Origin of the sequence: Sphingomonas sp. 66-10 (assembly GCF_001897045.1) — a bacterium.
GTDB classification, from domain to species: domain Bacteria; phylum Pseudomonadota; class Alphaproteobacteria; order Sphingomonadales; family Sphingomonadaceae; genus Sphingomonas; species Sphingomonas lycopersici.
In genome coordinates this window covers 11,057-24,946 of record NZ_MKRR01000098.1, presented here as the reverse complement: position 1 = coordinate 24,946, position 13,890 = coordinate 11,057, and the positions used below count along the sequence as shown (strand labels likewise).

Genomic DNA, 13,890 nt, shown 5'->3' with positions numbered 1-13,890 from the left:
GCGGCGAACAGCCGCACCGCGTTGCGATAGAGGATCGGGGTTTCGGCCTCGCCGCTGTCGGTCACCAGCACCTTGTCGCCCGACAGGTCGGCGCCGCCGCAGAACACCCGCCCATTGGTCGCAAGCACGATCGCGCGGCACGCGTCGTCGCGGTCGAGCGCCTCAAGCGTATCGGCGAGCGCGCCGATCAGCGCGGCGTTGACGTGGTTGTGCGGCGGCCGATCGATCACCACCGTCGCGACATGATGGGCGATGGAGACTTCGATATGCTGCGTCATGCGATCCGTCCGCTCGGTGTGGGAGACGCTCCATCGCCTCCTTTGCCCCGCAGTGGCAACCCCCCGTCGCGGCGCGGCACCGCGTCGCCGATGCAACCGTTGCAAAAATGAGGCGTTCCCCTTGCTCGGGGGAAACTAAGAATTCTATCCTGGACCCCGGGCGAGAAAGGGGTCGCGTGTGGCGTTTGCGGTGGGTCGTTTATATCCGGTGACAACCGCACTGCTGGTCCTCGCCCCGGTCTCGGCGCATGCGCAGGCGGCGCCCGATCCGCAGGACAATAAGCCGATCGTCCCCGATGCCGAGTTCGACAAGGCGCTGCCGCCGCTGTCGAACGACATCAACGCCCCGCTCGAGCCGATCCCGGCCGCGCCGCCCCCGCAATCCGCCCCGCTCGATCCCGCGCTCGACCAGCCGCTCGCGCCGATCACCACGTTCGAGAGCACCCCGCTCGAAACCACGGCGGACGTGAAGGACAAGGCCGCCCCCGAAATCCGCTACGAAACGGCGACGCGCGGGCTGGAGGAGATCGGGCTGGCGGGGCAGTTCAAATCGCTCTCGTCGCTGCGCAGCGGCGGCGGCAAGGCGGCCAACGCGAGCCAGATCCGGGCGCGGGCGCGCGAGGACGAGGCGCTGGCGGTGCGGCTGATGAAGTCGCTCGGCTATTATGACGGCACCGCCGTCTCGGTGATCGAACAGGTGCCGAACCAGCCGGGGATGCTCCGCGCGACGGTCAGCGCGACCCCGGGCAAGCTCTATCATCTCGGCGCGATCAACGTCGTTGCGCCGCCGACGGTGCCCCCGGGGCTGATCCGCGCGCAATTGCCGCTCAAGACCGGCGACGCGATCGATGCGGCGCGGATCGAGGGCGCGGAGGCCAATGTCAGCCTCGTCCTGCCGCAGCACGGCTATCCCTTCGCCAAGGTCGGGCAGCGCGACATCCTGCTCGACGAGACGACGCTGACCGGCGATTATACCCTCCCGGTCGAACCGGGCGCGCGCGGGTCGTTCGGTGCGCTGCGCACCACCGGCGACAAGGTCTTCTCGATCAAGCACCTCAACGTCTTCCGGCGTTTCAAGCCCGGCGACCTCTATGACGTGCGGATGACCGACGATCTGCGCAAGGCGCTCGCCGCGACCGCCTTGTTCAATTCGATCTCGGTCGAGCCGGTGGCGACCGGCCAGCCCGGCCCGGACGGCACCGAACTAGTCGATCTGCTCGTCCGCCAGCGCAAGGGGCCGTCGCGCAGCCTGGCGGGGACGGCGGGCTATGGCACGGGCGAGGGGTTCAAGGTCGAGGGGACGTGGACGAGCCGCAACATGTTCCCGCCGGAGGGCGCGCTAATCCTCGGCGCGATCGCGGGCACGCAGCAGCAGGGCGCCTCGGCCACCTTCCGCCGCGCCAATGCCGGCCAGCGCGACCGCACTTTCTCGATCATCGCCAGCGCCAACCACCAGACCTATGACGCGTTCAACGCGATCACCGGATCGCTCGCGGTACGCTGGAGCTATGATTCGACGCCCTTGTGGCAGAAGAAGATCACCTATTTCTACGGCGCGGAGCTCACTGGCACCAACGAGAGCGTCTATGATTTCGCGCGCGGCGAGCGGGTGCGGCGCACCTATGGCATCGCCGCGCTGCCGACGCAGATCATGTTCGACACCTCGGACGATCTGCTCAATCCGACGCGCGGCTACCGTCTGAAGCTCAACCTCAGCCCGGAAACCTCGGTGCAGGGCGCAGTCGCGCCTTATGTCCGCGCGATGCTGGAGGGGACCTTCTATTATCCGGTCTCGTCGAGCCTGGTGATCGCGGGTCGCGCGCGGGCCGGGTCGATCGCCGGCATCTCGCGCGACGATCTCGCGCCGTCGCGGCGCTATTACGGCGGCGGCGGCGGATCGGTGCGCGGCTTCGGTTATCAGCGGCTCGGCCCGCTCGATCCGCAGGGCAATCCGGTCGGCGGGCGCAGCCTCAACGAATTCTCGCTCGAGGCGCGCTATCGCTTCGGCAATTTCGGGATCGTGCCGTTCATCGATGCCGGCAACGCCTATGAAAGCGTGCTGCCCAAGGGTGGAGACCTGCGCTACGGCGCGGGCATCGGCGGGCGTTTCTACACCAATTTCGGCCCGATGCGGCTCGACATCGCCACCCCGCTCAACCCGCGCAAGGGCGATAGCCGCGTCGCGCTCTATATCTCGATCGGGCAGGCTTTCTGATGGCGGACGAGGCAAAGACCGTCGTCGCCCGCCCGCTGTGGGTCCGCCTGCTGCGCGGGCTGGCCGTCGCGCTGGCGGCCCTTGCGGTGCTGCTGCTCGCGGTGCTGTTCGGGATCGACACCGATCCGGGGCGGCGCTTCGTCGCCGATCAGATCGGCAATTATCGCACCGCCGCCGGGCTCAACATCACGGTCGGGCGGATCGACGGGTCAATCTACGACAAGATGGTGCTGTCCGACGTCAGGGTCAGCGATCCCAAGGGGGTGTTCCTCACGTCGCCGCGGATCGACGTGGACTGGCGGCCGTTCGCCTTCATCCGCAATCATATCGACGTGCGCAGCCTGGAAAGCGGGCTCGTCACGATGCGCCGCAACCCGCAATTCACCCCCCAGCCGGCCGAGCCCAACGCGCCCTATCTACCCGATATCGACATCGATATCGGCAAGCTGCGGGTCGAGCGTTTCGTCACCGAGCCGCCGGTCGCCGGTGTGCGGCATGTCGGGCGGATCGTCGGCTCGGCGCATATCGCGGACCGGCGCGCGCAGATCGACGTCGATGCAGTCGCGTTGCGCGCGCCGGGGGTGTCGGGAGGTGATGCGCTCAAGCTGCATCTCGACGCGGTGCCCGACGACAATCGCCTCGCGATCGATCTCAAGCTCCGCGCGCCGGCGGGCGGGGTCGTTGCCGGGCTGATCGGGACGAAGGAACCGCTCGTCGCGACCGTCGGCGGCAAGGGAAGCTGGAAATCCTGGACCGGCAAGGCGCTGGCGACGCTCGGCGGCGGGCAGCTCGCCGATCTCGGCATCACCGCGCGCGACGGGCATATCGAGGTGCGCGGCTATACCAAACCCGGCCTGTACCTCGCCGGGCCGGTCGAGCGGCTCACCGCGCCGAAGCTCGACGTCGCGATCGATACGACGCTGGCGCAGCGCAAGGCGGATACGCGGATCAAGCTCACCTCGGACGCGCTGGCGATCGATTCCGGCGGGATCGTCGATCTGGCGAACAACAGCTTCGGCAATTTCGCGGTCGATGCGAAATTGCTCACCCCCGGCGCGATCGCCCCCAACATGCGCGGGCGCGACGTGCTCGCGCGGCTGGTGCTCAACGGGCCGTTCGCCCGGCCGACGGTCGATTACAAGTTGCGCGCGACGACGCTCGGCTTCGCCGGCACGACGGTCGAGAATGTCTATGCCGAGGGGCAGGCGCGGGTCGATGCCAACCGCATCCTGATTCCGGTCCATGCCCGCGCGCGGCGCGTGAGCGGGCTTAACCCGGCGGTCGGCGGGCTTGCCAACAATGCCCGGATCGACGGCGATATCGCGATCACCTGGCCGTCGGTGATGTCGGACAATATGCGCATCCGCTCCGACAACGTCGACGCGACCGCCTTGTTCGCCGCCAATATCAAGACGGGGCGCTACACCGGCGCGTTCAACGGGCGGGTCAACAATTACCGCGTCGAGAGCATCGGTATCATCAACCTCACCACCGACGCGCATCTGGTGCCCGCGACGCGCGGCGGGTTCGGCATTGCGGGCAAGGTCGTCGCGCGGACCAGCCGGATCTTCAATTCGGGGGTCGAAAGCTTCCTCGGCGGCAATGCGGTGATGCGCGCCGATGTCGGCTATTCGCCCGAGGGCATCGTCACCTTCGCCAATCTGCGCGTCAACGCGCCGCAATTCCGCGTGACACGAGGGGGCGGCCGATATGACCCGGCCAACGGCAAGCTGGCGCTCACCGCCGACGCCTCGTCGCGCCAATATGGTCCGATCACCGCGCGGATGAGCGGGACGGCGGCCGATCCCGTGATCCTGATCCACGCGCCGCGCCCCGGGGTCGGGGTCGGGCTTGCCGATCTCGACGCGCGGATCGTCGGCCGCGGCGATGCTTATGCGGTCACCGCCAAGGGCGGCACCACTTATGGCCCATTCACCGCCGACGTATTGGTCCGCACCGGGCGACAGCTCGCGGTCGACGTGCGCAAGGTCGTGTTCGCCGGGGTCGATATCACGGGACGGCTGGTGCAGACCGCCGCCGGGCCGTTCGCGGGGCAGCTCCATTTCGCCGGCTCGGGGCTGTCGGGCAATGCCAGGCTCGCCGCCGAGGGCAAATATCAGCGCGCCGATATCGACGCGCGCGCGCATGCCGCGAAGATCCCGGGATCGGTCGATTTCACGATCGGCCGCGCAATCGCGACCGCCAGCATCGTGCTCTACGATCAGCCCAAGGTGCTTGCCGACGTACAGATCGGCGACATGCGCTACGGCCCGACGGTGATCGAAAGCGCGCGCGCCAAGATCAATTATACCGGCGGCCGCGGCACCGCGCAGGCGCTGCTCACCGGGTCGAACGGGGTGCCGTTCCGCGTCGCCGCCAATGCACGGCTTGCCCCCGGCGACTGGCTCGTCGCGCTGAGCGGCAATGCCAATGGCGTCGGCTTCAAGACCGGCAGCCCGGCGCATATCACCTCGGCGCACGGCCGCTACGATCTGGCGCCGACCTTGATCACCTTCGACAAGGGCCGCGCGCGGATCAGCGGCAGCTATGGTGACAAGCTCGTCGCGCGCATGCAGCTCGACGCGCTCGATCTGTCGATCGCCGACGCCTTCGTTCCCGATATCGGCATCGGCGGGCAGGCGACCGGCACCGTCGAGATCAGCCAGGCCGGTTCGGGCGCGGTGCCCGATGTCGATGCGCGGCTGAAGATCGCGGACTTCACCCGGTCGAGCCTCGTCACGGTGTCCGAGCCGGTCGACGTCGAGCTGATCGGCCACCTCTCCGGCGCGGGCGGCGAGGCGCGCGCGCTCGTCAAGCGCGGGCCGACGACGGTCGGGCGGATGGTCGCGACCCTCCGCCCGCTGCCGGCGGGCGAGGGGAGGTGGATGGAGCGGCTGATGCAGGCGCCGCTCGGCGGCGGCATCCGCTACAACGGGCCGGCGGGGGTGCTGTTCAGCTTCGGTGGGCTCGCCAACCAGCAATTGTCCGGCGCGATCGCGGTGGCGGCCGATTTCGGCGGGCGGCTCGCCGCGCCGCAGCTCAACGGGCTCGTCCGCGCCGACAATCTCACCTATGACAATGAGACCTATGGCACGCGGCTGACGCAGATCCAGCTCCGCGGGCGCTTCACCGCCGATCGCTTCCAGCTCGATTCGCTCCAGGCGCGCGCGGGCGAGGGGACGGTCCAGGCCAGGGGCTTCGCCAGCCTGTCCGCCGAGCAACATTATCCGATGAACGTCACCGTGACGCTCGATCGCGCGAACCTCGCCAAGTCCGACGCGCTCGGCGCGACCGCGAGCGGCACGCTCAACATCACCAATGGGCCGGGCGGCGGGCTGATCAAGGCCGATATCGTCGTGCCCAACGCGCGCTATCAGATCGTGCGGCAGGGCGCGGCGGAGGTGCCCGAACTCACCGGGGTGCGCCGCAAGGGCGACATTCGCGTCGCGCGGCCGACCGATCGCCCGGTCGAGACGCCGATCGGGCTGTTCAAGCTCGATATGCGCCTGCGCGCCGACAACCAGCTCTACCTGTCGGGGATGGGGCTGGAGAGCGAGTGGCAGATGGACATGCGCGTCACCGGCACCACCGCGGCGCCGATCGTAACCGGCGGGCTCGATCTGGTCCGCGGCACTTACTCCTTCGCGGGGACGCGCTTCGACGTGACGCGCGGACGGATTCGCTTCCAGGGCGGGGCGCTGCTCGATCCCGATATCGATATCCAGGCGACGACGACCAAGAACAGCACCACGTTCAACATCGATATCGCGGGGACGGGGCAGAAGCCGCAGATCAACTTCTCCTCCACCCCGACGCTGCCGCAGGACGAGGTGCTGAGCCGGCTGCTGTTCGGCACCAACCCGGAGAACCTGTCGGCGATCGAGGCGGTCCAGCTCGCCGCCGCGCTCAATTCGCTGCGCGGATCGGGCGGGGGGATCAACCCGCTCGGCAAATTGCGCTCGGCGACCGGCTTCGATCGCCTGCGCGTGCTCGGCGCCGATCAGGCGACCGGGCGGGGCACCGCGCTCGCCGCCGGCAAATACCTCACGCGCAACATCTATATCGAGATCGTCACCGATGCGCGCGGCTTCACCGCGACGCAGCTGACCGTCGCGATCACCAAATCGCTCAGCGTACTGACGCAGGTCGGCTCGTTCGGCGGCTCGAACGCCTCGGTGCGTTATTCGAAGGATTATTGACAGCTATGTAGATACATCTTCCCTCCGCGGCCGAAATCGAATATCGGGTATGGGGAGAGAGGATATCGCATGGCCGAACATTTCGATGTCATCATCGTCGGCGCCGGATTGTCGGGGATCGGCGCGGGCTATCATCTGCAGGCGCGCTGCCCGGATCGTAGCTATGCGATTCTGGAGGGGCGGGAGGCGATCGGGGGAACCTGGGATCTGTTCCGCTATCCGGGCATCCGCTCCGATTCGGATATGCATACCTTGGGCTACAACTTCCGGCCCTGGACCCACGAAAAGTCGATCGCCGACGGCCCTTCGATTCGCGAGTATGTCCGGGATACCGCGCGGACCTATGGCATCGACCGGCATATCCGGTTCGGGCATCACGTCGTCAGCGCGGACTGGTCGAGCGACGAAGCGCGCTGGACGGTCGAGACGCGACTGGCGGACGGCACGACCGGCACGCTGACCTGCAATTTCCTCTATATGTGCTCGGGCTATTATAATTACGCCAAGGGGCACGCCCCGGATTTCCCTGGCGCGGATCGCTTCGCCGGGCGGATCGTCCATCCGCAATTCTGGCCCGAGGATCTCGATTACGCCGGCAAGAAGGTGGTGGTGATCGGCAGCGGCGCGACCGCGGTCACGCTGGTGCCCGAAATGGCCAAGACCGCGGCGCATGTGACGATGCTGCAGCGCTCGCCCACTTATGTGGTGTCGCGCCCGGCGAAGGACCGGATGGCGAATTTCCTCCGCCGTGCGCTGCCGGCGAGCACCGCCTACGGCATCACGCGGTGGAAGAACGTGCTGTTCCAGATGTTCTTTTATCGTCTCGCGCGCAAAAACCCGGAAAAGACCAAGGAGCGGCTGATCGAGATGGTCCGCGAGCAGCTCGGGCCGGGCTATGACGTCTATACGCATTTCACGCCGCGCTACAATCCGTGGGACCAGCGGCTGTGCCTCGTCCCCGATGCCGATCTGTTCGATACGATCCGCACGGGCGCGGCTTCGGTGGAAACCGGGACGATCGAGACCTTCACCGAAACCGGGATTAACCTTACCGACGGCACGTCGATCGCCGCGGATATCATCGTCACCGCGACCGGGCTCGAGATGCAGTTGCTCAGCGATGTGCGCTTCACCGTCGACGGGGTGGTGAAGGATCTCGCGCGGAGCTTCAACTACAAGGGGATGATGTATTCGGACGTCCCCAATCTGGCATCCTGCTTCGGCTACACCAACGCCTCCTGGACGCTGAAGGCTGACCTGACCTCGGCCTATGTGTGCCGCTTGCTCAATACGATGCGCCGGCGCGGGCTGCGGCAGTGCACGCCGCGGGTCGGCGACGAGGCGATCACGCCCGAGCCGTTCCTGTCGTTCACCTCCGGCTATGTCCAGCGCGCGCTCGACAAGCTGCCCAAGCAGGGCAGCCGCACGCCGTGGAAGCTCCACCAGAATTATGCGCTGGATGTGATGATGCTGCGGTTCGGCTCGGTCGACGACAGCATGGAATTCTCGAACCCGGCCCCGTCGCGCGCCGCGCGCGCCGCCTGAGCGGGCTCAGAGGTGATCCACCCCGGCGAAGGCCGGGGTCGGGCGTCGGACCGGTCGTAACCGGTCCCCGGCCTTGGCCGGGTGGGCTTCAGGTGATCGCTATTTTAATGCCCAATGCTCCGGGCGACGATCGTACGCCCGGCGGATTGAACACCAGCCAGACGCAAAACGTCCGCTCTCGGTGTGCGTCTGAGAGCTGAAAGGGGGCAGCGCGACTCGCGCTCGGGCCGCAATCGTTAACGATTCGATTGCCGCATCAACGGATCGGGGAAGTGCGCGCCGGACGCTCCAGCGCGGTAAACAGCTTCGGCCCGACATCTCCCATTTCCGTAAAAACGGCAATGAAATCAATGATATCGAGCCGAAGCCCGCTGGTTACCAGGGACGGAGGTCCGTGGAGTAGATCAGCGACAGAATGAACGCGAGCATGGTTTTCTCCCTTATCGGCAACCGCGAACGGTTGCGGGATATTCTTAATAGAAAATCAACCATTTCGCAATCAAAGTGTTGATCGCCTTTTGGGACAGTGGCTTGGGTCCCGACCTTTCCCGCCGATTAACGATATCTTCAGCCCTTCCCGATATCGCTGAGACTGATGATGTCGCGCCGATCGCACTTGCTCCCTGAGGATGCCGCGCCCGAGGTGAGCGGTGCATTGGACGTACCCGTCCGTCCCGAAACGGGATGGCGGTGCGTGATCCTGACGGAGATCGCGAATTTCGCGGCGTTGCGCCGTGACTTGGGCAATGACGGCGCGCGTACGCTGGTCGATCGGATCGCGACGCGGCTGGAGGATGCCGCGCCGCTCGGCGTCGTCACAATCGTCGGGCGCAACCTTGTCGAGGTGATCGCGGAAGTCGGGTCGAGCGCCGAATATGACGCGCTGTTGACCGCACTTTACGCGGTCGGCGGGCAGTCGCTCGATATCGCCGGGCGGAAATGCGAGCCGTCGCTGATCTTCGGAACGGCGATCGCGTCGCAGACCGATCTCGATATGGTGACGATCGTCGAACGCGCCGAGGCGGCGCTCGAACGCTCGCGCCGCAACGTGCTTCGGTCGCCGGCGGCGGAAGTCAGCGGCGCTTCGTTGATGATGGAACTCGATCGGGCGATCGAGAACGACGAGCTGGTGATGTTCTACCAGCCGAAATTCCACGTTCGCCGCCAGCAGGTTACCTGCGCGGAGGCGTTGATCCGCTGGCGCCACCCGGAACGCGGGATGATCCCGCCGGGCGATTTCATCGCCGCCGCGGAAGAAGCCGATCTGATCGACCGGCTGACCTTGTGGACGATCCGCCGCGTGATCGCCGATCAGGCGCGCTTCCGGGAAGCCGGGCACGATCTCCGGCTGTTCGTCAATCTTTCGGGCCAGCTGCTCGCCGACACGGCGTTCATCGAGCAGGCATGCGAGATGATCACCGGGAGCGACGCGACGCTCGGGTTCGAGGTCACCGAAACCTCGGTGATCCGCGATCCGGTGAGCGCGATCGCCAACCTGCAGAAATTCGCCGATATCGGCATCCGCATCGCGATCGACGATTACGGCGCCGGGCTGTCGAGCCTCGCCTACCTCAAGCAGCTCCCGGCGAGCGAGCTGAAGATCGACAAATTGTTCGTGACCCAGCTCACCAGCTCCAACCGCGACCCGCTGATCGTTCGCTCGACGATCGATCTGGCGCATGCGCTGGAGATGGAGGTCGTCGCGGAAGGGGTGGAAAGCCACGCCGCGCTCGCGCTGCTCACCGTGATGGGGTGCGACATGGTGCAGGGCTTCCTGATCAGCCGCCCGGTCGCCGGCGAGGCGCTGATCGAATTCCTCGACGATGAGTCCCGGCAGCAAGCCGCCGCGCATGACGCTCGCAACCCGCTCAACCGCCTGGCTTCGGTCTGGAAGCGGGGATGAAACCGCGTCGCGGCGCGTTCGCCGCCGCTTCGGCGATCAGCCTGGCGTTGCTCGGGCCTGCGCCTGCCCACGCCAATTCGAGCGACGCATTCGAAAAGACTGCCGCTGACGTGAAAGCCACGATGCTGGCTGATCCCCGCAAGGCGATCGACCTTGGGGAGGCGGCGCTGGCCTATGCGCGCCAACAGCGTTCGTCGCATATGCAGGCGACGGCTTTGTGGTTGCTCGGCGAGGCAAATCTCCGGGTCAACGAAACGCAGCGCGCCCTCGTGTTGTTGAGTGACGCTCAGCGCCTGGCGGAGCGTTCGGACAAGGGGAGCCACCTCGAGGCTGATATCTTGCTATCGCTTGGCAGCGCGCGCACAGCATCAGGCGAGGTGGCGCTTGCCCTGACGAATCTGCACCAGGCGCACGAATTGTTCCGCATTCTTGGTGATGACAGGAGCAGGGCGAAGGCGCTTATCGGGATCGCTTTGCTTTATAACGGCGGCAACGACTATGTCGCGGCGTTGCGCTATTTCGACCAAGCCAAGGATGTGTACTCGAAGGATCCCGGCCTTTCTCTCGCGATTTACAACGGCCGCGGCAGTGCGTTTAAGGATTTGAAGCGCTTCCCGGAGGCGGAAGCGCAATATGCGCTCGCGCTGCAAACGGCGCGCGGCATGTCGAGCGACTTTCTCGTTGCGCTGATTTTGAGCAACGTAGCGCGGGTGCGGCTCATGCAGCATGATTTGCCGGGGGCGGATCGTGCCATTTCAGAGGGTATAGCCCTTAGCGAAAAACCTAACGCAGTTGCCTATCACCCCCTATTCCAGGTGCTCGCCGCCCAGTCGGCCTTCGAGCATCACCGGCTGCAACAAGCCCGCACCCTGATCGACGCGCGGTTCCGCGGTGTGGATCTCGACAAGACCGAGCTTACCGACCGCGACGCACACGATATCGCCTATCGCGTATACAGCGCGCTCGGCGAGGATACGCTGGCGCTCAAACATCTCGCCGCGCTCAAGCGGCTCGACGATCGCGCCACCGAACTCGCGCAGTCGAACAGCGCGGCGCTGGCATCGGCGCAATTCGATTTCGCCAATCAGGAATTGCGCATCACCAAGTTGAAGGCCGACGACCTCCAGAAGACTGTCGCCTTCGAGCGTGAGCGCGCGCGCACGCAGCGGCTGGTGTTTATCGGCGCGGCTGCGGCCACGGCGCTGATCATCACCCTGCTCGCGTTCAGCATCCTCACCTTGCGGCGCAGCCGCAACCGTTTGGCAATCAGCAACGCGGCATTGGCCAAGGCGCTCGCCGCCAAGACCGAATTCCTCGCCACGACCAGTCACGAGATCCGCACCCCGCTCAACGGCATCCTCGGCATGACGCAGGTGATGCTGGCGGACGAGCGGCTCGACGCGGCGACGCGCGACCGCTTGTCGGTCGTCCACGGCGCGGGGGTCAACATGCGGGCGCTGGTCGACGACATCCTCGACGTGGCGAAGATGGAAACCGGCCGCATGACGATCGAGGAGGCGCCGTTCGATCTGCGTCAGCTGATGCGCGATGCGACCGGCATGTGGGCCGAGCAGGCGCGCACCAAGGGCCTGACCTTCGACATGACGCTGACCGACGGCCCGCAGTGGATCGTCGGCGACGCCACGCGGTTGCGCCAGATCATCTTCAACCTCCTCTCCAATGCGGTGAAATTCACCCCGGCCGGCGGGATCAGCCTGACCGCCACGGCCGTGGACGATCGCTGGCGGCTGACGGTGGCCGACACCGGCATCGGCATCTCGCCCGACAAGCATGAGGAGATATTCGAGGCGTTCCGTCAGGCCGATGCGGGGACGACGCGGCAATATGGCGGCACCGGGCTTGGCCTCGCGATCTGCCGCAACCTGTCGCGCGCGATGGGGGGCGAGGTGACGGTGGAAAGCCGGCTCGAGGCGGGGTCGACCTTCACGCTCGATCTGCCGCTGGTCCGCGCCGAGGCGCCGGCGGCGGTCGGGGTCGCGGCGGGCGAGGGTATGCTGGTGGTCGACCGCAACCCGATCACCCGCGCGATGTTCAAGACGCTGTTCGAGCCGCGCGCGGGCAAGGTGACTTTCGCCGGCTCGGTCGGCGAGGCGCTCGGGTTGCTCGACGACGGCGCGCCGCAGGTCATCCTGCTCGACGATGCGACATTGCGTCAGGACGAGGATGCGCTGGCGGCGATCGCCACATTGCGCGCGAAAGCGGGGGCCGCCACGCTGGCCCTGCTCGGGCCGGCCGGGCTGGCCGACGAGCGCGAGGCGCTGGAGCGCGCGGGGATTGACAAGGTGATCGTCAAGCCTATTGCGCGCGACGAATTATTAATCACATTATTCGATAAACCGAGTGCGGCTTTGCTTGTCTCTGCAGCGGCTTGAGGCAATAAAGGTACGCACATGAAACGACTGCCGCGCGATCCGGTCCCACGCCAATGAATGTTCTTTTTATTGAAGACGACCGGATGAACCGGCGCGTGGTTCGCGACATGCTGGAAGTCGCGGGCGCCGCCATGGCCGAAGCAGAAAGCGCCGAGGAAGGATTAGCGATCCTCGATCGCGAGGATTTCGATATCCTTCTGGTCGACCTGCGCATGCCGGGGATGGACGGCATTTCGGCGATCCGCGAAATCCGCAAGCGCGGCGATGCCAAGGCGTCAGTGCCGGTGATCGTCGTCACCGCCGATACCGCCCCCGATCTGCGTGAGCGCTGCCTGGAGGCAGGCGCCGACGATGTGATCTTCAAGCCGGTCGCGATGGACATCCTGTTCGAATCGATGGGCCGCGTGCTCGCGTCCGGCGACGACGGGATGATCCTCTGACGCTACTCCCCCGGGTCCCCACGAAGGCGGGGGCACAGCCTGGGCTCCCGCCTTCGCGGGAGCACAAAGAGGGGCTCGCTCTCGACGTCTAAACCTTCGGCTTGCCGATCGCCGCCGCGAGCGAGGCGGTGGCGCTGCCGCGTCTTGCCGGCAGCGGCTGATCGGGCGAGGGTGCCCAGGCGGTGAGATAGACGATCGCGAAGCGCTCGGTAGTGCGCCCGTCGGCATCCGCCTGACGGGCGAACGCCGCCGCCGTCCGCATCAGCACCTCGCGCGGCATCGCGCGGCGCTCCGCCAGCAGGTTGCCCGCGCCCATGTAGCGCAGATCGTCGAACAGCCGCCCGATATCGCGGTATCGCACGTCGAGCGTCTCGATATCGGCGACCGGGAGCGCGAAGCCGGCGCGCAGCAGCAGGTCCCCCGCCGCGCGGACGTCGATCTGCGGGTGGAGCCGCGGCGCCGGCCGATCGCCTTCCGCCTCGCGCAGCGCGGTGCGCAACGCGGGCAGGCTGCCCGCGCCGACAAATGCGCCGAGAAACAGCCCGTCGGGACGAAGCGCGCGGCGGATCAGCGCCAGCGCGCCCGGCAGGTCGTTCACCGTATCGAGCACCCCGGCCGAGACGATCAGATCGAACGACGCATCCGCAAACGGCAGGCGATCCTCGTCGCCCTGCACCCCGCCCGATTGCGCGGCGAAGCGATGCCCCGCGTCGAGCCGCACGATGCGCGCGCCGGGCGGGGCAGGAAAGGCACCGTCGAAGCTGCCGAGATCGAGCACGTCGTGGAACGAACGTTTCACGCTCGCCAGCCGGTCGAGCAGCCCGTCGATCATCGCGGCGCGCAGGAAATCGTGCGCGGGGTAGCGATCGGCGATCCGGTCGCGGCGCATCCGGCGGGCGTTGCGGTCGAAGATTTCG

At 66.7% G+C, this 13,890-nt stretch carries 8 protein-coding genes; 6 read left to right on the top strand and 2 right to left on the bottom strand.

What is annotated here, in order from left to right; all coding sequences use genetic code 11:
• The coding region (locus tag BGN95_RS08800) for an enoyl-CoA hydratase-related protein (protein ID WP_286772477.1) at positions 1-278 on the bottom strand (278 nt) is incomplete at its 3' end.
• 190 nt (positions 279-468) lie between these two features.
• On the opposite strand from BGN95_RS08800, the gene BGN95_RS08795 reads away from it, so the two are divergent.
• From BGN95_RS08795 to BGN95_RS08770, 6 genes are all read left to right on the top strand, one after another.
• On the top strand, positions 469-2,493 hold the full coding sequence (locus BGN95_RS08795) for an autotransporter assembly complex protein TamA (RefSeq protein ID WP_432423292.1): 2,025 nt from the start codon (positions 469-471) through the stop codon (positions 2,491-2,493).
• A complete protein-coding gene (locus tag BGN95_RS08790; RefSeq protein WP_286772417.1) occupies positions 2,493-6,692 on the top strand; it encodes a translocation/assembly module TamB domain-containing protein in 4,200 nt (1,399 codons plus the stop codon). Before BGN95_RS08795 ends, BGN95_RS08790 begins: the two co-directional genes overlap by 1 nt.
• A 69-nt stretch (positions 6,693-6,761) precedes the next feature.
• Positions 6,762-8,237 carry a flavin-containing monooxygenase gene (locus BGN95_RS08785; protein WP_286772416.1) on the top strand — a complete coding sequence of 492 codons (1,476 nt, stop codon included), beginning with the start codon at positions 6,762-6,764 and terminating at the stop codon, positions 8,235-8,237.
• 694 nt (positions 8,238-8,931) lie between these two features.
• Positions 8,932-10,140: an EAL domain-containing protein gene (locus BGN95_RS08780; RefSeq protein ID WP_286772415.1), complete on the top strand. Its 1,209-nt coding sequence runs from the start codon at positions 8,932-8,934 to the stop codon at positions 10,138-10,140.
• Entirely contained in the window at positions 10,137-12,533 is a 2,397-nt protein-coding gene (locus BGN95_RS08775) for an ATP-binding response regulator (protein WP_286772414.1), read from the top strand. Before BGN95_RS08780 ends, BGN95_RS08775 begins: the two co-directional genes overlap by 4 nt.
• 53 nt (positions 12,534-12,586) lie before the next feature.
• Complete coding sequence (locus BGN95_RS08770; protein ID WP_179511723.1) at positions 12,587-12,973, top strand: response regulator; 387 nt, start codon at positions 12,587-12,589, stop codon at positions 12,971-12,973.
• An 88-nt stretch (positions 12,974-13,061) separates the two neighbouring features.
• Here the strand turns inward: BGN95_RS08770 and BGN95_RS08765 are convergent.
• Positions 13,062-13,890 (bottom strand): methyltransferase domain-containing protein (locus BGN95_RS08765; protein WP_286772413.1); only part of this gene is annotated, 829 nt, incomplete at its 5' end.

Coding starts and splice junctions, on each gene's coding strand:
- BGN95_RS08790 (WP_286772417.1), top strand. CDS start 2,493: ATGGCGGACGAGGCAAAGACCGTCGTCGCCCGCCCGCTGTGGGTCCGC.
- BGN95_RS08785 (WP_286772416.1), top strand. CDS start 6,762: ATGGCCGAACATTTCGATGTCATCATCGTCGGCGCCGGATTGTCGGGG.
- BGN95_RS08775 (WP_286772414.1), top strand. CDS start 10,137: ATGAAACCGCGTCGCGGCGCGTTCGCCGCCGCTTCGGCGATCAGCCTG.
- BGN95_RS08770 (WP_179511723.1), top strand. CDS start 12,587: ATGAATGTTCTTTTTATTGAAGACGACCGGATGAACCGGCGCGTGGTT.